This is a genomic window from Vibrio cionasavignyae (assembly GCF_050337155.1).
Lineage (GTDB): Bacteria > Pseudomonadota > Gammaproteobacteria > Enterobacterales > Vibrionaceae > Vibrio > Vibrio nomapromontoriensis.
The window spans coordinates 160,779-181,062 of sequence record NZ_JAKJSR010000015.1; the positions used below are offsets into that span (position 1 = coordinate 160,779).

At 46.3% G+C, this 20,284-nt stretch carries 21 protein-coding genes; all 21 read right to left on the minus strand.

Going from position 1 to position 20,284, the window contains the following annotated elements:
* Positions 1–14 precede the first annotated feature (14 nt).
* Positions 15–797 carry a flagellar biosynthetic protein FliR gene (gene fliR / locus L4D74_RS12270; protein WP_265676169.1) on the minus strand — a complete coding sequence of 261 codons (783 nt, stop codon included), beginning with the start codon at positions 795–797 and terminating at the stop codon, positions 15–17.
* A gap of 8 nt (positions 798–805) precedes the next feature.
* On the minus strand, positions 806–1,075 hold the full coding sequence (gene fliQ, locus L4D74_RS12275) for a flagellar biosynthesis protein FliQ (protein WP_250616851.1): 270 nt from the start codon (positions 1,073–1,075) through the stop codon (positions 806–808).
* A 14-nt stretch (positions 1,076–1,089) separates the two neighbouring features.
* On the minus strand, positions 1,090–1,950 hold the full coding sequence (gene fliP, locus L4D74_RS12280; protein WP_428752374.1) for a flagellar type III secretion system pore protein FliP: 861 nt from the start codon (positions 1,948–1,950) through the stop codon (positions 1,090–1,092).
* A gap of 2 nt (positions 1,951–1,952) precedes the next feature.
* Positions 1,953–2,363 (minus strand): flagellar biosynthetic protein FliO, encoded by a 411-nt coding sequence (gene fliO, locus L4D74_RS12285; protein ID WP_428752375.1) that lies wholly within the window; start codon positions 2,361–2,363, stop codon positions 1,953–1,955.
* A gap of 2 nt (positions 2,364–2,365) precedes the next feature.
* Positions 2,366–2,776, minus strand: coding sequence for a flagellar motor switch protein FliN (gene fliN, locus L4D74_RS12290; RefSeq protein ID WP_250616848.1), 411 nt, complete (start codon positions 2,774–2,776; stop codon positions 2,366–2,368).
* Between the two features lie 16 nt (positions 2,777–2,792).
* Positions 2,793–3,839 carry a flagellar motor switch protein FliM gene (gene fliM / locus L4D74_RS12295; protein ID WP_428752376.1) on the minus strand — a complete coding sequence of 349 codons (1,047 nt, stop codon included), beginning with the start codon at positions 3,837–3,839 and terminating at the stop codon, positions 2,793–2,795.
* A gap of 7 nt (positions 3,840–3,846) precedes the next feature.
* Positions 3,847–4,341 carry a flagellar basal body-associated protein FliL gene (fliL, locus tag L4D74_RS12300; RefSeq protein ID WP_428752377.1) on the minus strand — a complete coding sequence of 165 codons (495 nt, stop codon included), beginning with the start codon at positions 4,339–4,341 and terminating at the stop codon, positions 3,847–3,849.
* A 123-nt stretch (positions 4,342–4,464) separates the two neighbouring features.
* Positions 4,465–6,360: a flagellar hook-length control protein FliK gene (locus tag L4D74_RS12305; protein ID WP_428752378.1), complete on the minus strand. Its 1,896-nt coding sequence runs from the start codon at positions 6,358–6,360 to the stop codon at positions 4,465–4,467.
* Positions 6,361–6,596: 236 nt separating this feature from the next.
* On the minus strand, positions 6,597–7,040 hold the full coding sequence (gene fliJ / locus L4D74_RS12310) for a flagellar export protein FliJ (RefSeq protein WP_428752379.1): 444 nt from the start codon (positions 7,038–7,040) through the stop codon (positions 6,597–6,599).
* Positions 7,041–7,049: 9 nt separating this feature from the next.
* Positions 7,050–8,372: a flagellar protein export ATPase FliI gene (fliI, locus tag L4D74_RS12315; protein ID WP_265676177.1), complete on the minus strand. Its 1,323-nt coding sequence runs from the start codon at positions 8,370–8,372 to the stop codon at positions 7,050–7,052.
* On the minus strand, positions 8,372–9,172 hold the full coding sequence (gene fliH, locus L4D74_RS12320; protein ID WP_428752380.1) for a flagellar assembly protein FliH: 801 nt from the start codon (positions 9,170–9,172) through the stop codon (positions 8,372–8,374). Before fliH ends, fliI begins: the two co-directional genes overlap by 1 nt.
* A 20-nt stretch (positions 9,173–9,192) precedes the next feature.
* Positions 9,193–10,245, minus strand: a complete 1,053-nt coding sequence (gene fliG / locus L4D74_RS12325; RefSeq protein ID WP_265676179.1) for a flagellar motor switch protein FliG — start codon at positions 10,243–10,245, stop codon at positions 9,193–9,195.
* On the minus strand, positions 10,245–11,954 hold the full coding sequence (gene fliF, locus L4D74_RS12330) for a flagellar basal-body MS-ring/collar protein FliF (protein ID WP_428752420.1): 1,710 nt from the start codon (positions 11,952–11,954) through the stop codon (positions 10,245–10,247). Before fliF ends, fliG begins: the two co-directional genes overlap by 1 nt.
* Positions 11,955–12,045: 91 nt before the next feature.
* Positions 12,046–12,357, minus strand: coding sequence for a flagellar hook-basal body complex protein FliE (fliE, locus tag L4D74_RS12335; RefSeq protein ID WP_265676181.1), 312 nt, complete (start codon positions 12,355–12,357; stop codon positions 12,046–12,048).
* A gap of 156 nt (positions 12,358–12,513) precedes the next feature.
* Positions 12,514–13,968: a sigma-54-dependent transcriptional regulator gene (locus L4D74_RS12340; protein ID WP_428752381.1), complete on the minus strand. Its 1,455-nt coding sequence runs from the start codon at positions 13,966–13,968 to the stop codon at positions 12,514–12,516.
* The gene (locus L4D74_RS12345) at positions 13,968–15,047 is read right to left on the minus strand and encodes a sensor histidine kinase (RefSeq protein WP_428752382.1); all 1,080 of its coding nucleotides are present in this window, start codon (positions 15,045–15,047) and stop codon (positions 13,968–13,970) included. The genes L4D74_RS12340 and L4D74_RS12345 overlap by 1 nt, the downstream gene beginning before the upstream one ends.
* 179 nt (positions 15,048–15,226) lie before the next feature.
* The gene (locus L4D74_RS12350; RefSeq protein ID WP_428752383.1) at positions 15,227–16,687 is read right to left on the minus strand and encodes a sigma-54 dependent transcriptional regulator; all 1,461 of its coding nucleotides are present in this window, start codon (positions 16,685–16,687) and stop codon (positions 15,227–15,229) included.
* Between the two features lie 228 nt (positions 16,688–16,915).
* Entirely contained in the window at positions 16,916–17,326 is a 411-nt protein-coding gene (fliS, locus tag L4D74_RS12355; protein WP_265676185.1) for a flagellar export chaperone FliS, read from the minus strand.
* A 10-nt stretch (positions 17,327–17,336) separates the two neighbouring features.
* A complete protein-coding gene (fliT, locus tag L4D74_RS12360) occupies positions 17,337–17,639 on the minus strand; it encodes a flagellar protein FliT (RefSeq protein WP_428752384.1) in 303 nt (100 codons plus the stop codon).
* A gap of 112 nt (positions 17,640–17,751) precedes the next feature.
* The gene (fliD, locus tag L4D74_RS12365; RefSeq protein ID WP_428752421.1) at positions 17,752–19,683 is read right to left on the minus strand and encodes a flagellar filament capping protein FliD; all 1,932 of its coding nucleotides are present in this window, start codon (positions 19,681–19,683) and stop codon (positions 17,752–17,754) included.
* 67 nt (positions 19,684–19,750) lie between these two features.
* Positions 19,751–20,212, minus strand: a complete 462-nt coding sequence (locus tag L4D74_RS12370; protein ID WP_428752385.1) for a flagellar protein FlaG — start codon at positions 20,210–20,212, stop codon at positions 19,751–19,753.
* Between the last annotated feature and the right edge of the window lie 72 nt (positions 20,213–20,284).

Here is a 20,284-nt window from a genome sequence, read left to right on the forward strand (position 1 = left end):
AACAGCCATTATGGTCAACATGCTAAACGAATCAAGCGACATACTTGCCCCTCAACTTCTAGCCAATACAGTTGGTAGTGACTATACAACCCCGCTAGCATATACCAACAAATCATCAAGCCAACCACCAGCGCAAAGGTAAAACCTAACGCAAAAATGTTCAATTGTGGCGCCGCTCTGGTCATCACACCAAATGATAAGTTGACCGTCAGTAGGGCAATAATCCCGGCAATGGCCATACTCAATGCCGTTTTGAACATTAAGCTTAACCACCCTGCCATCTCTCTAAAATCGACCGTAGTAAGCTGACCACTACCGATAGGCAAGGTTTTAAAACTCATCACAACCAATTGAATCATTTTAAGGTGACCGTCGGTCGCCAAAAAGAACATGGTTGCCAAAAACATAAACAACTGACCTAAAAGCGGTGTACTTTGTCCATTGGCAGGATCCACCATAGAGGCGAAACCTAAACTCGATTGCATGCCGAGTATCTGCCCGAGCATAACAAAAGTCTGCACCATGAAAATGGTCACCATCCCCATCGAGATGCCAATGATCATTTGTTCCGCAACAATCAAGAAGCCTTGGAATGAAAACAGCTCAATATTCTGCGGAACCGCAGGCAAGGTCGGCATGACGGCAAGGGTGAGAGCCAAACCAAGAAACAGACGAATTCTAGGCGAAACAAAATTAGCCCCCGTTACCGACATGACCATCAACATCGACGATATCCGCACATAAGGCCAAAAATAGTTAGCAAGCCATTCAATCACCGTGCTCGTTGGGTATTCCATACTTGGCTTTACCAAAGAACCTGAGGGATTCGTTCGATGATTTCATAGAAGAACTCCATCATCATTTGCGTCCCCCAATGAGCAAACCCCATCAAAACCAATAATGTCACCACAAGCCTAGGAAGGAAGCTCAACGTTTGTTCGTTGATCGACGTGGCCGCTTGAAATATCGCCACAACCAACCCCACCAACAAGCTTGGCACTACGATGGCACAAACCAGTAGCAGCACCATCCACAAAGCATCACGAAATAATTCAACAAACAGCTCAGGCGTCATCTTGATTACTCCAGCTACAACGCAAAACTGCCGGCCAAGGTTGATAGAATTAAATTCCAGCCATCAACCAAGACAAACAACATAAGTTTAAACGGTAGAGAAACAATCATTGGCGACAACATCATCATACCCATTGCCATCAGAACTGACGCCACTACCAAATCAATGATTAAGAAAGGAAGAAACAGCATGAATCCGATTTGAAAGGCAGTTTTCAGCTCAGAAGTGATGAATGCAGGAATCAATACGGCAAGGGATACATCTTCTGGATTTTGCGCGGTGGAACCAGACATGTGTACGAAGGTTTCTAAGTCTTTAACGCGTGTTTGCTTGAGCATGAAATCCTTCATTGGACCTTGTGCTTGGTCAAAGGCTTGTTTGGCTGAAATCTCTTCATTCAAATAAGGCTGAATCGCCTCATCATTCACCTTACTCAACACTGGCGACATAATGAATAAGGTTAAAAACATGGCAATACCAATAATCACTTGATTGGAAGGTGTTTGCTGTAGACCCATCGCCTGCCTAAGAATCGACATGACCACGACAATACGAGTAAACGAGGTCATCAAGATGACCATAGCAGGCAAGAAGCCAAGCATGGTCATCAAGGCTAGGATTTGTAAGTTTACTGAGTAATCTTCGCTACCATCCGCATTGGTTTTCATGGTGAAGGCAGGAATACCCGGACCAGACGCGAAGCTACTCGCTGTTGAGCTTGCCGCCCCTTGGTCGCTCTGCATCGCCGAAACCGTTACACCACTGTCTAGTGCTGCGCCGCTCGTTACTGGTGTTGCCAATGCCTCTTCAGCAAAGCTGATTGGCGCAAAACTAAGAAGTAAGCAAAGGCATGCTGCGCGCAGTATAGTAATCATTGCTAACCTTGTTTTTTCATCAATTTGGATAACTGAGCCGCGAAAGCAGGCTGTGTGGCTTCTTCCTGCGTCAGTGGCGTCTCTAATTTAGAAATCAATTGAATGGATTGCGCGGTGATCCCAACAAGAAATTGCTCATCTCCCGCTTCCACTATCGCGATGCGCTCTTTTGTCCCAACAGGGATTTGTCGCACAATTTTAAGTCCTTGCTGATTGATCATTGACGGCACTTTCATCCGTTTTAGCAACCAAGCCAGCCCCAAAATCACCATCACAACCAGTACAAGTGCACCTAGTGTAGCGGCAAGATCAAACGGAGATTCTCCACCAGCGAGCTGAGTAGGCGCTTGCGAAGCGAGCACTGACGTAGACAATAACAAGGCGGAAACTACGATCGAATTTAGTATTTTCATGCTTAACGTAACTTTTTGATGCGCTCAGTTTGGCTTATGACGTCGGTAAGACGAATACCAAATTTATCATTGACGACAACCACTTCCCCATGGGCGATTAGGGTGCCATTCACCATCACGTCCAATGACTCACCCGCGATACGATCTAATTCAACCACCGACCCTTGGTTCAATTGCAGTAAGTTACGAATGCTAATTTGCGAACGTCCTACTTCCATTGAGATGGTCACGGGAATATCCATGATGGTATCGAGCTTGCGGCGCTCATCTTCCGAAATAGGCGTCGAGGAGTCTTGCAACTCGTCCAACGGTGCGGCAAGTACTTCATCTACGTCAATCTCTGGTGCCATTGGGTCTTCCCCAAGTGCGGCTGCCCATTCATCTGCTAACTTTTGGTCGTCTGTAATGCCCATAACTTTTTATACTCTCTTATTCGTTCTCATCGTCCACATGCTCGAGCTCAGCCATAATATCCTTACCAAGGAAAGCTAAATCCGTTTTTACCACATCTGGGCGTCTAATCTTCTCGGAAATTTGAACGGCAATTTTCTCGCCTGTCCTTCCCATTTTCACTCGATATGTCGGTAATTCTTCGACAAACATCGTGGCATTTTCCGGCATTTCAATCGGAATAATGTCACCGACTTGCAACTCCATTAAATCGCGTAGAGACACGTCTTTTTCCAACAGATTTACGCGAAAATTAACCGGAACATCCATGATTTCTTCACGTAACGCGCTGCTCCAACGAACGTCCGTTTCCATTTTATCCGACTGCACCCCCGCATCGAGAAGCTCTCGGATGGGCTCAACCATCGAATACGGCATCACAACGTGGAAGTCGCCACCACCACCATCAACTTCGATGTGGAAAGAGCTGACAACAATCACTTCCGTCGGACTAACAATGTTCGCCATACTCGGGTTCACTTCAGAGTCCAAATATTCGAACTCTACCCCCATAACTGGCGACCATGCTTCTTTATAGTCTTCAAACACGGTTTTCATCAGCAATTGAATAATACGGCGTTCGGTTGGCGTAAACTCTCGGCCTTCAATCTTGGCGTGGAAACGGCCGTCTCCACCAAAAAAGTTTTCGACGAGAATAAAGACCAAACGTGCTTCCATGGTAATTAGCGCGGTACCTTTTAACGGTCTAAACCGCACCATATTCAAGCTAGTTGGTACATAAAGTGTGTTTTGGTATTCGCCAAATTTCATCATTTGGACACCATTGATAGACACTTCTGCGGTCTTTCTTAACATATTGAATAAGCTAATTCGCATATGCCGTGCGAAGCGTTCGTTGATAAGCTCCAACGTTGGCATTCGACCACGAACAATGCGGTCTTGGGAAGAAAAATCAAAATGCACCGCATCACTAGGATCCTGATCCAGTTCTTCTTCTACCTCATCAACATCATCTACACCATGCAGTAGCGCATCAATTTCGTCTTGGCTTAATAAGTCAGTCACACATTACCTACTGGATAACAAAATCTGTAAAGAGTACGCGTTCTATCACGGGCTTTCCGACCACTTGTGACAAACTACTCTGTATGTCGGCGGTTGCTTGATCACGTAATTCAACTCGCCCATTGGTACTTCTTAACTGCTCAACCGACGTGGAAGCAAACGTTGACAGCAACGTACTCTCAATCAATGGTGAATGATAACGAGCTAACTCTTCATTATCTAGCCCACGCACCATCAGTTGAGCTTTAATCTGAACCATACGATCACGAGACTTCCCCGTAACATTAAACACGAAAGGTTGCGCGATGTTGACGTATGAGATTGGATCAACCACGACAGCTGGAGCATTTTGCGCAGACGTTGGGCGATGTTGAGGCGTACTATCTGTGCCAAAAAGCCAGTAAGCAACGCCTCCAGCAATGAGCAAAACCACGAGTACTGCTACGATGATAATCAACAGTTTTTTCTTACTGTTTGGTTGTTCTTGAATATTTTCTGCCATATCGATATTTACTTTTAGTTAAGCGGCTTGAGGTTATTGAGCCGATTATACAGACAATCCCACGTGACGTGGTTTCGCGTTGAGTTTATTCGTTAACTAAAACACTCAGAGCAAAACAATGCGCTACGCATAATAACTGATACCATCTTCTTTTTTGGCGATATTTAGGTTCATGCTCACCCCTTCCTCTATGGCTTCCGCATCGCCATGAGACTGACCGGCACCACCTGAGCCTTGATTATGAGCATCTGCCGATGCATGACGCTGCTGTTGACCAGAACCTTGTTGCTGTACTGAGGTATCAGCAAGTTGAATACCTTGCTGCGATAACATTTCTCGCAGCCTTGGCATTGATTGATCAACCATCTCTCGTGTTTGTTGGTTCTGAACGGTGAAATGCACGGTCGCGGTGTCACTATTGAGTGTCATGCGAATTTGCATTCGCCCTAACTCTGGCGGATCAAGGCGAATATCCACCTGCTTTAGGTTCTTCGCCATCATCATCTGAATACGTTCTGAAACTTGATCGCTGGCATTCTCTTTAGTGAGCACCATCGGTGATTGTACGTTCGTCGTCGCTTGTGGTTGCTCACCGCGTAGTGCTTGAGTGCCCAATGCTGTGCCTGCTGTCGCTGCCGGATTCAGACCGTTTAGCGGCTCATTACTCGACGCGGGACTGGGTTTCAAGCCTTTCAAGTTTGTCTGACCAACCCCCATCGCATTAGGGGGTGCGACTCCACTCGTCACTGGACTCGCTGACGGCGTTTCTTTTCCTGCTAGCATTGACGCTGCAGCTAATGTTCCTGCGGCCGGCGCACTAGCACCGTCATTACTCGCCGCTGCCATTCCCTGATGAGCTGAATGGAAAGGCTGCGCTTGCTGTGAATTTGGTTGCGATAATGGCGTTGGTACTGCATTGAGCCCATTCGACGCTTGCTTATCTAACGTTGATTTATCCAGCGCGGCGCCTGCAGCAAGTATCGCGGCTTTTCCTTCCAACTTAGCATCACTGCTTCCATCAGTTTGCGACCAAGCAATTTGAGAATTCGCTCCGTCACTTTTTACGCTGCCGTCAGCCACAGCTAACCCTGCCACACCTGCTGACTGAGCCAAGGTACTATTCGCTTGCCCTACTCCGACTGATGATGTCAATGTTTGCGGTGAGGCTGCTGTTGTAGAAACCGCAGCTGGAGAAGTCACAGCTGCAGAAGCTATCGCGGTTGAGGATAACGCCTCAGCTGGTAAAGTCTGTCCAATTGGGGATTCCACCGGCATTGACTGCCCAGATGCCGCAGCAAAGGTCGCTAACACTGTTGCCTCATCTGATGGTAGGGTCTTGTCGGTCGTATCATTGACCATAGCGGTCGTAGCCGCAGCCCCCGCAGCCGATTCTAATGAAGGAGTTTGCAGCGCTTGATTTGACTCGTTTAAGCGATTCAGTAACTGAGAGCTTTCATCCATGGTCGCTTGTGCTGATGCATTAGCTTGTGCCGATGCACTAGAATGTACTGATGCGCTAGCATGTACTGACGATTTAGCTTGCGAAGTCGCGGCCAAAGTTTCAGGATCCGTTACTGATACTGCCTCTTCCGAGGCGACAGCAGTGGTCGCCAACGCCATTTTCTTGACATCCGAAGATGAGACTTCGTCATTTTCTGTTGGGGTCTTTACGCTTTGATTCACGCGATCAGCGGACTCACCTTTGCCGTTTGACTTCAACCCTTTACTCTCAACTGATTCCAATGCAACCTCGCCCATATCATCAGTTACAGTCTCAGAGGCGTGGGAAGAAGGCAAGCTAGAATCAGCCACTGATTTTTCTGATGACCCCTTCTTAGCAAGAGAACCATCAACACTTTGTTTTTTCTCTGCATTTTCACCAGATATCGCACTTTTCAATTTATCAAAAAAGCCCGCTTCCTCTGACATTGCAGCGGTATCTTTTGCTGAAGCAGAATCGTTGCTCGATTTAAGATTCGATGATGGCAGAACATTATTGCTAGAGACAGACAGACTCATTCCATTCGGGCCTACATAGTGGTGATGACAAAATTAATAGTGGTGATAACAACATTAGAGGCAGATGACTGCCGCTGGTTTTTATAAGCAGATAAGATGCAATAATTATACCTAAGTGATAACAAGCTGTAGGATTGGATGTGCTTGGCGTGGTTTGAAGCAAATAAGTTGCATCGTCGAACAAGCGTCGGCTGTCGATCGCTTGAAGCTCATTACCCGCTTCAGAAAAAATCACATTAACGCTGAGTTTTTCTTCGAGCAAACAGCAAATTCGAAAACTCATCCATTTGTTGTTGCTCTTTTCTATCGGCAATACGCGCTTTCTCTTTGGCCTTTTTGTCCATCATCCATTCATAGGATCGTCGCTGCTTACGTGTGTTGTGCCAAAACTCTTGGCAATCATCAACTTGTTGCTTAAAGTGCGACTCTGCCGTTTTTTGCTTAGTCAGCGTTTCGTCCAATTGAGTCAGAAATCGATTTAAGTGACCATATTCACTCGCCGTCAGACCTTCCTTTCCGCGACGGACTAATTGATTGCAATAGTCGAGTCGATATTGCTCAATTTGCCTCACTTGATTGTAATAATCTTCTAGCTCAGAGCGCGCTTTATTGAGTGCCAATACGGCTTGCTGCTCATTGTCTTTAGCTTGTTCAAGAAGGAAGTCGAGTGCATTGTCCATAACTTACCGTCAATTAACCTGCAACAGTTGCTTGAGCATGTTAACGCACATGTCGTAAGGCACGGTCTCTTTCATGCTTTGCTGTAAATATTGATCCAACTTCGGCTTCAGGGTAAAGGCGCTATCAATCGCAGGGTCAGTCCCCGGTTTATATGCCCCAATCGACACCAAATCTTGATTCTTGCGGCACACAGATAGCACCTGTCTCACCGCTTTGGACATCAATACATGCTGATCATCGGTTATTTGCGGCATGACACGACTCACTGATTTTTCCACATCAATCGCGGGATAGTGCCCAGCGTCTGCCATTTCGCGTGATAATACAATGTGGCCATCTAGAATCGCACGTGAGGCATCGGCGATTGGATCTTGTAGATCATCACCTTCGGTCAATACTGTGAAAAACGCAGTAATCGAGCCTTGATTGTCATCACCATTCCCCGCTCGCTCAACAAGCGCTGGCAGCTTGGCAAACACCGATGGCGGATAACCTTTCGTTGCAGGTGGCTCACCCACCGATAAGGCAATCTCACGCTGCGCTTGTGCAAAACGAGTTAATGAGTCCATCAATAGCAATACATCGAGCCCTTGGTCTCTAAAGTACTCAGCGATAGTCAACGCCGTTTGGCAACCTTTCAAACGCATCAAAGGCGATGAATCCGCTGGTGCAGCCACCACCACAGAGCGTTGACGTCCCGTTGTACCTAAAATCTCTTCAATAAACTCTTTAACTTCTCGTCCACGCTCACCAATTAACCCCACAACCACCACTTGCGCGGTTGTGCCACGAGTCATCATGCCCAAAGTGACCGATTTACCCACACCAGAACCGGCAAATAAGCCGATACGTTGGCCTTTGCCAACCGTTAACAAGCCATTAATGGCCTTAAGGCCAACATCTAGCGGTTCTGAAATAGGCTTTCTTGCAAGGGGATTAATAGGCTGAGCATTAAACGAGGCGCGTTTCTCCGTGTATATTTCGCCCAGGCCATCTAGTGGGTTACCCACACCATCAATGACACGGCCTAACAGCTCCATTCCTACGGGTAACCCAGTTTCTGCTGTCATTGGCGTGACTCTAGCGCCAGGTAAAATGCCGCTGATTTGCTCACTCGGCATTAAAAATAGATGTTCACCGGAAAAACCAACCACTTCCGCTTCCATCTCACCCGTCATGGTTTCGACTTTACACAAGCTACCGATGGGCGCTTTGCAGCCCGTTGCTTCTAGTGTTAATCCAACAACTCGCACCAACTTACCTGACGCGACGGCACGTGACTTGTGCCCTGATACTTTATACTGAGCGAGACGGTCAGAGAGCGCTTGCATTAATCCGAACCCTGATGACGATTAGTGCCACAAAAGCTTTGTAGCACGCTGTGAATTCGCTCTTCCACCTTGTAGCTCACACTGGACTCACCCGCTTCGATTTGAACATCACCACGATTGAGTGCAGGCTCTACCACGAGTTGCCAATTACGAATATCCAACTCTTGATCACCGTAGGCTGCTCGAACAATGTCCACGTCAGCAGGATGTAATTTGAGCGTAATAGCGTGTCCCACAATAGGGAGTACTTCTACCGACTGTTTAATCGTATCGAGAATAAATTGCGGGTTGGTTTGGACTTCAACATGCACGACTTCTTTGACTAGCGTCAGCACCATGTCGACCAACTGCTTCTCAACTTGGCTATTCATGAGTTCAAGAGGTTGAGCAAACTGGTTTGCCATACCCATGAATATTTCAACTTGCTGTTTGATGTATTCCTCACCTGCGGCAACGCCTTCGGCCTTACCAAGCTCGAGCCCTTCTTGGTGTCCAGCTTCCATCCCTTCTTGCTTACCCTTATCAAAACCTTGCTTAAACCCAGCCTCTTGGCCTTGGAATAATCCTTCTTGATAAGCGCCTTGCTTAATAAGTTCGATCTGCTCTTCTGTTAATTCAAACGGTGCATCTTCTGGCGTCGGCTCATCAAGTGGCGTCCAACTTGGGTCGTAGTTTAATGCGGTTTCGCGAGCATGCTGATTGGTCTGAGAGGTGTAATCGGGCAGCCCCCATGAATGCGCAGATTCCATGGTGATGTCTTCAGAAGGGCGCAAGAAGCCGCGTTTTCTATCTCCAGCCATAATTTTACCTTACCCGTTGATTACAAGAACTCGTCAGCACCACCAGAGAGCATCAACTCTCCACTGTCTGCCATCTTTCTTGCTATGGTCAAAATCTCTTTCTGTGCCGATTCTACATCCGCGACTCGTACAGGAGGCATCGCTTCAATGTCTTCGCGCATCATATCAGCCGCACGTTTCGACATGTTGTTGAAAATCTTCTCTTTCAGGCCATCATCAGCGCCTTTAAGTGCACGTTGCAGTACATCTTGAGGAACGTCCCTAAGCAGCTTTTGAATGCCTTGATCATCAACCTCAATGAGGTTTTCAAATACAAACATAAGATCTTGGATATGAGTCGCCATGTCTTCGTCTTGGTCGCGAATTTGATCCATAAGCAGGCCTTCAACGTTATTGTCGAGGTAGTTCATGATCTCGGCCGCCGCCTTCAGGCCGCCAATTTTCGCAGCTTGCGCGCCAGCTTGACCGGCAAACTGTTTCTCCATGATCTCGTTTAGCTCTGCCAACGCCGAAGGTTGCACTTCCTCTAGGTTGGCGATACGCATCATAAGATCAAGACGCACTCGCTCTGGGAACTGAGAAAGAATTTCCGCCGACTGATCGGCTTCAAGATAGGACAATACGATGGTTTGAATTTGCGGGTGCTCATTAATTATGATGCTCGCCACTTGACGAGGATCCATCCATTTCAATGAATCAAGACCCTTAGAGCCAGTCCCCAGTAAAATCTGGTCAACCAAGTTATTGGCTTTATCTTCACCAAGTGCTGCCACCAAAGTATTGCGCATGAAGTCTTCACTGCCCATACCAATATTGGTGTACTTCTGAATGTCTTCAAGAAACGCGCGGTGTACCGCACCCACTTTATCTTGGCTTAAGTCGCTTGCGCGAGCCATTGCCCCACCAACACGTTGCACTTGTTTTGGCTCTAAATGACGAATGATACTAGCCGCGTCTTGTTCATTTAAACTAAGTAAAAGAATGGCGGCTTTTTCTTCACCACTTATGTTTGAGATATCTACGGTTGATTCAACAACCTGCCCACCATTGCTGGCTACAATTTCATTTGCCATTAGTTCTCAACCATCCAATTCTTCACGACTTGCGCGGCAAGCTCTGGCTCATTCGCCACGAGTGCTCGAACCGCCTTCAAGACATCTTCATCTTTATGTAAGTTAGGCAGATCAATGCCTGTGCTAAATTCAAACAGCTCGCTACCGTCGATATCACTACCGATCAGGCTGGTTTCGCCATCCGCACCGAGCGGTAAACCATCTGGGCCATACAATTGCTCATCGGTATCTTGCGCAGCTGGATTAAGCAATTTCTTCATTGCCGGACGAATCAACACTAATACCACGACAATGATCACCAGTGCACTGGCAAACCATCGAACCCAATCGTTGAAATTCGGGTGTTCCCAGAGTGGAACATCCGCCAATTGCTCGGTTACTGGTGTTTCAAAGGTCATACTCAATACATTGAGTAAATCACCACGGCTTTCACTAAAGCCCACCGAACCGATAAGAATTTGTCGAATTGCGGCCAGTTCGGTTTCTGAACGAGGCTCATACGTTACGTCGCCAGTATCCGGGTTCACTTTCGCGCGATTCTTAATCGCTACGGCGACCGTTTGACGATTCACGACACCACTTTGCTTACGCTCGTGACTGATGGTGGTATCAAGTTCAAAGTTGCGTGTGGCTTCTTTGTGTACCGAGCCTTGCCCTAATACCGACCCGTCTTTCATTTGCGCAACGTCAGTTGGAATCGAGGCATCCGCTGGCGGTTGATTACTCAGCGCACCAGGAACCCCCGCCACAGCATTGCCATTATTATAATCTTCTAGCGTATACTCACTTCGCGTCGCGGGAGTATTCGGATCAAACTGCTTACGAGTTTGCTCCACTGCACTAAAATCCAACTCGATGTCCACCTGAGCCGTATAGTTGCCAAGCCCTAAAATAGGAATTAACACTGAATCTATTTTTTCACGCAGTGCCTGTTCTTGGTTTTGTTCAAGCTCTTGCTCTTTTCTTCTTGCCGCCGATGTGGCGTCTTGTGAGCCTGAACTGAGCAGTCGACCATGTTGATCGGTAACGGTAATTCGCGTGGTTTTCATGCCTGGAACAGCACTTGCCACCATATCAACGACAGAGTCAACTTCCTGACGTTTTAGGACTGAACCCGTTGCCAGAGTTAGAAAGACTGAGGCAGACGCCTCTTGATTATGACGGACAAAGACACTTTGTTTAGGAAGGGCAAGCAGCACTCGTGCGGTACGGATCTGCTTCATTTGCTCAATCGCTTTTCCAAGTTGCCGTTCACGACTGAGCTTGAGTCGCTCTTGCTCCAAACGCTGAGACACACCAAACCCCATATCTTGCATTAAGATATCATCACCAGTATTTGACGCACGGTTTAGACCCGCACGCACCATATCTAGCTTTAGGTTGCTGTACTGATTGACTGGCACGCTCAACGCATTGCCTTCAAGCTTGTATTCGACCTTCTTTTGATCAAGATAGTCGAGTACCGGAATCAACTCTTCTGTTTCATATACGCCTAATGGGCGCATTTCGGGTTCTTTGACCCAAAAGAACAGCATCACAATAAGTGCGACACAGATAGAGATGGAAAGTACGAGAACGATTTGTCGCAGCAGATCGAGGTCACCAACGGCTAAATCGAATTTAGAGCTGCTTTTCTCATTTATATCGGGGTTTTGACCTTCGGAGACTAAATCTGAGCTAGCAACCAAATTAGTATCCGCGCCATCCATTACGGTCACATCTGTTGAATGATTTTCTTGAGCCACTGTCCACTACCTAAATTGACTGTCTACGACCTAAAATAACTGTCTACTACCTAGACTATACGGGCATGTTCATGAGCTCTTTGTAGGCCTCAACAAGCTTATTACGTACTTGGATGGTTGCTTCAAATGCAACACTGGATTTGTTTCTGGCGATCATCACATCGGATAGCGATACATCAGCGTCACCGCGATCAAATCGCATTTGTAAATTACCTGAAGACTTTTGCAGTCCATTCACGTTATTTACTGCTTGTGAAAGCATGTCACCAAAATCAGCACCCACTTGCTGTGCCGTTGGTGTGGCACGGGCACTAGATGCTTCAAGCATCATCGCTTGCATCTCGGTATTTAATCCATCAACTCTCATGCTTTCTCACTTACTGTCATTTTATTGACAGTGTCCTTTATTTGTCAGCGCTAAATCAGATATCAGCAAAAATTATGCCATGAAAGGCATCTTCGTGACTAGCGTCGATAGCGCGAAAACTCGATATGGTCATACTGGTGATTTGGAGTGAGATCACTAATTGGGAATCTCTATACCTGCATCACGCATTTTAGCCAATTTATAACGCAAGGTTCTTGGGCTAATACCTAATTTTTCTGACATTTCTTTACGTCGTCCTTCACACTCTTTTAGTGTTTCTAGGATAATGGCAAACTCTTGATCCCTAAGCTCTCCTCCTAGTCCTTCACCAACAGATATCGGCTTTTCCAATACCGCCGTTCTATCCGCGCAGTAAGCAGAGTCTGCAACAGGCGCAACAGTAGGTTCGGCAATAGGTAACTCAGTGCTGGAATAAGCGATAGGGTTTGCAACTACTTGTTGTAGACCCGCAGCATCTTGCCAGTCCACTCCCTCTAGTAAAATGTGCTCAGATTCAATCAGAGTTTGGTCACATAAAATCAGCGCTCGTTGCACAACGTTGTCTAACTCACGAACATTACCTGGCCATGGGTATTGCATCAACTTTGCTAATGCCATCTCACTAAATTTAGGGACAGGCATTCCTAATTTCTTACAATGCCTTTCTGTTAAATGCGTCGCTAATGGCGGAATATCACCGGTTCTTTCCCGCAGGGCTGGCCATGAAATTGGGAACACATTCAAGCGATAATAGAGATCTTCACGGAAATTGCCCTCTTGAACATACTGCTTAAGATCTCGGTTACTCGTTGCAAGAACGCGAACATCCAATGCGATGCTTTTACGGCTACCTAAACGCTCTACTTCTCGCTCTTGTAACACTCGCAGTAGCTTCGCTTGTAAGTTAAGATCCATTTCGCTGACTTCATCCAATAAAATGGTTCCGCCTTGCGCTTGCTCAAATTTCCCTGGGCACGCTTGAATCGCACCAGTAAACGCGCCTTTCTCGTAACCAAACAGCGTAGCTTCGAGCATATTGTCTGGAATGGCGGCACAGTTAATCGCAACAAATGGCCCTTCTGAGCGCAGCGAGTGATTGTGGATATAACGCGACATGACTTCTTTTCCAGAACCGCTTGGCCCCAAAACCATGACACTGGCATCCGTTTTGGCAACTTTATCGGCCAAAGCTAATAGTTGGATGCTTTTTGGATCGGCAACAATCGCATCGCCATTACTGTCTGACTTGACTGGCGCGTAACGGCTGACCATATTCAGAAGTACTTCTGGCGCAAACGGCTTCGCCATATAATCAATCGCACCTTCTTTCATTGCCGCAACCGCATCTTCAATATTGGCGTATGCCGTCATCAGCAAGACAGGTAGATTTGGCCAGTGCTGCTTAATATTTCGCAGCAACGCCAATCCACCCATTCCGGCCATTTGCACATCGGATACGACAATATCCACAGGCTGACTTTTTAGCTTCACTAAGGCGTCTTCAGCACAATCGGCTTCCACCCACTCATAGCCCGCGAGCGCCAAGGTATCGACCAAAGCTTCACGCAATCCTTCGTCGTCTTCTACTATCAATACTCTGCTTTGTGCCATTATTCTTGTCCTTCATTTTTTGCGTCAGAAGATGATGTCCCAGCAAGGGGTAAGCACATGGTAAAACACGCGCCGTCTCCTTCTTCCGATATCAATTCGAGTCGGCCTTCATGGGCACGACAAACCATCTGTACCACGGCCAGACCTAGTCCAGTTCCTTGCGAACGTGTGGTAAAAAACGGCTCCATTATTCGGTGCTGAAGTTCTTTAGGGATGCCAGGTCCGTTGTCCTGTATCGAAATTTTCAGTTCGTCATTCACCGGGCGAAAAAACACGTCCACTTGCGATTCTTTGCCGCTAATTTGCACCGCATTCAACACCAAATTACTTAATGCTGACGCAATCGCATTAGCGTTGCCCAACAGTTCAACCTCGTCATGTTCAACTTCAATAAAGTAGTCGATATGATTACTTTTCAGTGTTGTCTCAACCATGGGTTGGTATTCCGCCACCAAGTCCTTCAACGAGAATCGTTGTACGACTTTGTTGTCACCGCCTTTGGCAAACAACAACATATCATTAACCTGTTTTTCTAAATCATGTAGCCGATCGACCAACTTCATCTGAAAACGTGAACGAGTGGCGTCATTGAGGTTAGGTGCCCCCAAATTTGAGGCGTAAAGCATGGCGCTAGATAATGGTGTGCGAACCTGATGAGCTAACGATGCGACCATTCGGCCAAGAGAGGATAAACGTTGTAAATCACTGACCCTTGATTGCAGCAGGCGCGTTTCGGTAAGGTCCGTGATTAAAATTAATTGCCCTGTTGAAGACGCAGAAATAGCCAGACGAACCTTGCGTCCATTGCGCAGCGACACTTCATGACCGTCGTCTTCTTTGGGATCAAACACAACCTGAATAAGGTGAAACCACTTTTGCCCGACGAGCGGCAGTTCTAGAATTCGATGTGCCTCTGGGTTTGCTTCCCTAACCACCCCTTGAGTATCGAGCAATATTACCCCTGCAGGCATCGCCTCTATCACTTGCTGATAGCGTTCCACCTGAGACTCTAATGAATCTAAATGCGAGGAGGACGGTGGAGTAATCGGCTCTACGGCGTCACTAGGCGACGAGTTCATGAGTGAGGCATTCCTTTTGTTATCCCAACGACAGAGGGCTAACGCCCTTAGAATATACAGTCCCATAAAAAACTTAAGCCTGATAATGCAAAAAGCATACCAAGCTTAAGTTTTTGTTTTCAAACAATTTTATAGCGTCAAATTAATGTCGCCATCATATTGACGTGACAGGCATCACATTATCGATTGAGGCAGTATTTTCGCATTTTTTCAACTAATGTGGTTCGTCTCATTCCCAACATATCGGCGGCTCGAGCAACAATACCATCTTGCGCATCTAACGCCTGGTTGATCATATTCACCTCAAGTTCTGCTAACATCTCCTTGAGATTAACACCTTCCGGAGGCAGCCCTTGCGGCGCGTTATAATCATCGATCTCTGGCTCACCAAGAGTAAAGTTGTCAGCGAAGATACTATCTAACGCATCTCGCTCTTGCTCTTCCACCGATTTAAAAAGATTCATCTCTGGTTGGAACTCAGGGATATCACTGTAACGATACTTCACTGGGAGATGATTTACGTCAACTAAGCTATTAGGATAGAGAATAACCATACGCTCTACCAAATTCGCTAATTCTCGAACGTTGCCGGGCCAATCATGCTCCATTAAGGAATTAACAGAACGTGGGGCAAAACAAATCGGTTGTCCGCCTTCCGCTTCCAAACGCGTCAGCAGCTCTTGCAGCAATAGCGGAATATCTTCTTTTCGATCTTTTAATGATGGCATTTCAATAGGGAATACATTCAATCGATAGAAAAGATCTTCTCTGAAGTCACCACATTGAATCATGCTCTCAAGGTTACGATGAGTCGCGGCCACAATGCGCACATTGGCTTTTAACACAGCTGTGCCACCAACACGTTCAAAAACGCGCTCTTGTAACACGCGTAGTAACTTCACTTGCATCGACATCGGCATATCGCCAATTTCGTCTAAGAACAAGGTGCCACCTTCAGCTAACTCAAAGCGCCCTTTACGAGAGGTAATCGCGCCAGTAAACGCGCCTTTCTCATGACCAAACAGTTCACTTTCTAATAGATCGGGAGGGATAGCGCCGCAATTAATCGGCACAAATGGTCCACCTCGGCGACTAGAGTGATAGTGGATATTACGAGCTACTACCTCTTTACCGGTACCAGATTCGCCTAGAATAAGAACGTTAGCCTCTGAGCCGGCAACCTGTTCTATAAGGTGTCTAACATCCTGAATACCCTTGCTTTGACCCACAAGGCTTCTAAACAGTGTGTTTTTGCGAGTGTTTGAAGGAACCTGTACCCCTTTGCGACCAAGAAACTCTTGGCAGTGTCGCAAGGCATCACTTAGCTGCGGATAATTCAGAGGTAGCTCTAGCTCGCCCACATAATTAGTAAGCGGTTCCACAGCGCCTGTGAATTCACTAGTGACCAATAAAGGGATATGGTTGGAACGAGACAGTTGGGTAAGTAAGGCGTCAGAAAACGTAGGGTGTGCTAATGCCCCTACAATACACCCTGACCAGGCTTGCGACCAATCAACTTGCTGTATGTCACTCGAAGGTATGGTGACGCAATGTTCGCCGACAAACTCTAAAATAGTATTTAGATTAGTACGAATTTGCTCATCGTCAGCGATGACGAGTAGTTTAGCTAAGCCATGCATCTTTTGAGATTAATGCCTCGATAGAAAGTACGGCCAAAGTAACGTCAAATATCTGTCATGTTGCGCCTAGAGGGCCACATATTTTCCACACCGCATTTATAAGTTTAATTTTATAAAATAAGTAATTAGAGACAAAAAAACGCCATCTGGCATTGGATGGCGTCTATTCTATTGACAATAACCTTATAAGGCAACTTCATCACTTCGAGATTAAGAGGTTAATTCCGCTTAAATCCCAACTTCTTCCGCGGTCAAATTATGGAAACCTGCAGGGATTTGATCCCAAGCAGACTTAATTTCCCTGATAATGTCGATAACATCGTCGATTGGTTGCGGATTATTCTCGTGGTTTGCTTCTGTGATCTGTGTGATCATGAACTCATATAATTGATCTAGATTCTTGGCAATATCTCCACCATCATCCATTGATAAGCAACTACGAAGCGCGATGATGATGTCCAAGGCTTTACCAATACGCTCACCTTTAACTGGAATATTGCCTTGCTGCATAGCCGCTTTTGCTTGGATCAGCCTTTCAATAGCACCACCCATCAACATCTGGATAACTTTGTGCGGTGAGGCAGCGCTTAATTGGCTGTCTACTGATACTTTCTTATATGCTTGCAATGAACCACGCATCACTATCCTCTCAAATAAATTTTTGGTACTGCTGTAGCGATTTTTTACCGTGTCGGTATTGTCGCAGTGACAGCCCCAATTGTTCGGTTTTAGAATGCATCTTAGCGGTAACCTTTTGTGTCTCTTCCACCGCTAAGCGCCACTCTTCACTCTGCTTTAGACGAGGATTGCGCTCACAAGCCGCAATCAACGTTTTTATAATTTGTTCTCTTATATCGACCAAAGCATGAATTTCTTCAGTATTTAACTCAAGATTATCTAAATGCGATAGTAATTGGTGATCTGTATCACGCAGTCGATCGAATATCGTCACTCATTCTGCCTTTTTCTTTCATTAACAGTACGTTATATGTACTACACCACTCGATTTCTCTAACGCTAACCGTTGCCTTTATGACCATCTTTTGTAACTAAGCCGGCAAAACTCAAGACAGCGCGTTCATCATGCCCGCAAGCTGCGATTGCATCTTTCCGGTCGCATCTTGCATCGCCGCAAATTTATCATGGGTGCGTTTTTCTAACCCTTCCATGCGTCGATTTAGCGTCGCTTGGTCATCATTAAGGCTGTAGTTTCGCTCGGTCAGGCTTTTCTCACGTGTTCGAATTGAACCTGTAACGCCCGTCATGCTGTGGATAGCGTCTTCAACTTTTTTAGCAAAACCATTATTGCCACCAAAGAAATCTTCCAGCTTATTAAAATTATTATTAAGCTGCTTATCAAGCATCTGATAATTGATCTCAAGGTTACCCTGCCTCGTGGTCGTAATACCAAATTCAGTCAAGGTTTTCAGATCATCAGGCGCCCCTTCAACCGCACTTGAAAATACACTTTTTAGGCGGGAGTCAGCACTACGAACTACACTATCACCAGACAATGGTCCTACTTGGCCAGTTGCTGGATCAACTTTCGCAAGATCCGCGGATACTTGATAGAACTGGTTATAGGCGGCAACAAACTGCTCGATATCAGCTCGAACGCTTTGTCTGTCGTATTCAACACCAATTTCCGCAGGACGCTCTCCAGGTTGAGTTGTGCCCTTCAACGTGAGGTCAACACCTTCAATCGCATCTTCAATGACGTTGTTACTGCTTGCAAGCTCAGCGACACCGTCAAGCACCACGATAGAATCTTGCGCGCTTTGGACCTCTGCCATGCCTTTGTAGATTTGCAGTGAGCGCTGAGCTTCTGCTAGTTCAGCTTGAGCTGTCTCCACTTTTTCGATTCGCTCACGCTCTTCTGGTGTAAGCTTTTCTCGTTCAATCTTTTTCGCTTCGGCTTCGGTCATGTCGCCTTCAGCAACCGCTTTAGCGATTGCCGCTTTTTCAGCTTCAAGTTCTTGCTCTAATTTAGCTTGTGCTTCTTTTGGTGTGACATAAGAATCGGTTAATGTACCGGAGGCGGTATTACTCCAGCCAGGTACTTCTTTCGATTTTTCTAACGCCTTTTCATCCAACTCAGGTTCTGGCGCTTGATAAGAATCCATCAGAGTGCCTGATGCAGTTTCCGTCCAGCCCGGTATCGTATCCTCTGGGCGGCCAGAATTTGCCTCTTTCGCTGTTTGATCCGCAGCCCCCTCTTCTTGCTCAGTCTGCGCAGCATTCGCCCCTTCGGCTTGAGTATCTTGTGCGCTTAACTCATCACCATCAGCCACATTCTGCGCCGGTTCCAAGCCATCTTGCGGAGGTAAATCTAATAGGGCAAGCGCTTCAGATTGTGCTTTCTCAAGTTGTTTGACACGCTGTTCTATCGTTTTATATTCAAAACGATACAAGTCATCGCCGGGCTCAGCCTCAACATTGATAAGAATACTTTTATCTGCGCCAGATTGGTTAGCGGCCACAATCAAGCGAGGGCCATTCATATCTTTAATGATAGAAGCACGAATACCAGGATTATCCCGAGATCCATTGATCGCTCGCACAACATCAACAAGTTTGGAATTTTTACCTAGGGAGAGGTCGAAGCTGTCTTCGCCAAGGGAAATTTGCAACTTGCCGGGTCCAAAACGAGTATCTTCTGGCACCACGTCAGACGCCACTTTGTGGCTCTGGGCAAGTTGCAATACATCGACTGCATATTTGCCAGCAATTGCTTCAGTTGAAGCCGTCGCTGTGACAATGTTCTCTTCAGAAGTGTCCACGCTGCGTACCGCAAACGCTTTTTCCTGACGAAAATTTGCCATTAGGTTTTTCATCGTATCTAGTGACTCTCTGAGCCGCCCATAGGCACTGATACTGGAATCAATTTTAGTGCGTTCATAGTCAATACGTTGCTGTTTAGGCACACGCTCTGCATTGACTATTTTGCTCACCATGGAATTGATATCCATGCCAGAAGACATCCCTATCGGGCCCATATTCACCAAACCACTTCGAAAGTAATACACGATCGCAACGCGATAAGTTAACGCGTGACGTATTCAATTAAACTCGCATATCAATACTGACAGAGGCGTGTTTTTCAAGGCGTTCGAGTACGACGAGTAAGTCTTCATCAGGGACCTGGCGGATAATCTCACCGGTATCATTGGCAATAATAGTGACAATATGACGCCCTGAATCTTCATCCATGCGAATCGATAAACTCGTATTCAACGTGGTTAAAAATTCATCCAAGCGTTCCACCATCTTTTCACGCTCGACATCATTGAGATCTCGGCGCTCTTTGGCAATCTGCTGAATAACTTCGGAAGTCTTATCATCTGATAACACTTCACTCTCGACTTTTTTGCTTGGGTTGACCGTTTGATTTGGCGCTAATTTGCTCGCCAATATCTCATTGGGCTTCCCTTGCGCTGACGCACTTGTTGTATTCTTTGAAGCAATTTCTGTGCCACTAGAAGAGGCAAAAGGCTGAATGTTCGATGCGTAGGATGAAATATCCATAACAGTCTCCCGTTTCTAACCTTAATTGCCCAATGTTACCTCATATCCAAATGAATAATGAAAATGACATTG

Excerpts from the sequence above, each read along its gene's own strand:
- fliJ (WP_428752379.1), bottom strand. The coding sequence starts at position 7,040 with ATGGACAATGCACTCGACTTCCTTCTTGAACAAGCTAAAGACAATGAG.
- fliG (WP_265676179.1), bottom strand. The coding sequence starts at position 10,245 with ATGGCAAATGAAATTGTAGCCAGCAATGGTGGGCAGGTTGTTGAATCA.
- fliE (WP_265676181.1), bottom strand. The coding sequence starts at position 12,357 with ATGAGAGTTGATGGATTAAATACCGAGATGCAAGCGATGATGCTTGAA.
- L4D74_RS12350 (WP_428752383.1), bottom strand. The coding sequence starts at position 16,687 with ATGCATGGCTTAGCTAAACTACTCGTCATCGCTGACGATGAGCAAATT.
- fliP (WP_428752374.1), bottom strand. The coding sequence starts at position 1,950 with ATGATTACTATACTGCGCGCAGCATGCCTTTGCTTACTTCTTAGTTTT.
- fliD (WP_428752421.1), bottom strand. The coding sequence starts at position 19,683 with ATGGGCCCGATAGGGATGTCTTCTGGCATGGATATCAATTCCATGGTG.
- L4D74_RS12340 (WP_428752381.1), bottom strand. The coding sequence starts at position 13,968 with ATGGCACAAAGCAGAGTATTGATAGTAGAAGACGACGAAGGATTGCGT.
- L4D74_RS12370 (WP_428752385.1), bottom strand. The coding sequence starts at position 20,212 with ATGGATATTTCATCCTACGCATCGAACATTCAGCCTTTTGCCTCTTCT.
- fliS (WP_265676185.1), bottom strand. The coding sequence starts at position 17,326 with ATGCGTGGTTCATTGCAAGCATATAAGAAAGTATCAGTAGACAGCCAA.
- fliL (WP_428752377.1), bottom strand. The coding sequence starts at position 4,341 with ATGGCAGAAAATATTCAAGAACAACCAAACAGTAAGAAAAAACTGTTG.
- fliR (WP_265676169.1), bottom strand. The coding sequence starts at position 797 with ATGGAATACCCAACGAGCACGGTGATTGAATGGCTTGCTAACTATTTT.
- fliO (WP_428752375.1), bottom strand. The coding sequence starts at position 2,363 with ATGAAAATACTAAATTCGATCGTAGTTTCCGCCTTGTTATTGTCTACG.
- fliH (WP_428752380.1), bottom strand. The coding sequence starts at position 9,172 with ATGGCTGGAGATAGAAAACGCGGCTTCTTGCGCCCTTCTGAAGACATC.
- fliN (WP_250616848.1), bottom strand. The coding sequence starts at position 2,776 with ATGGGCATTACAGACGACCAAAAGTTAGCAGATGAATGGGCAGCCGCA.
- fliF (WP_428752420.1), bottom strand. The coding sequence starts at position 11,954 with ATGGATGGCGCGGATACTAATTTGGTTGCTAGCTCAGATTTAGTCTCC.
- fliI (WP_265676177.1), bottom strand. The coding sequence starts at position 8,372 with ATGCAAGCGCTCTCTGACCGTCTCGCTCAGTATAAAGTATCAGGGCAC.
- fliQ (WP_250616851.1), bottom strand. The coding sequence starts at position 1,075 with ATGACGCCTGAGCTGTTTGTTGAATTATTTCGTGATGCTTTGTGGATG.
- L4D74_RS12305 (WP_428752378.1), bottom strand. The coding sequence starts at position 6,360 with ATGAGTCTGTCTGTCTCTAGCAATAATGTTCTGCCATCATCGAATCTT.
- L4D74_RS12345 (WP_428752382.1), bottom strand. The coding sequence starts at position 15,047 with ATGAACTCGTCGCCTAGTGACGCCGTAGAGCCGATTACTCCACCGTCC.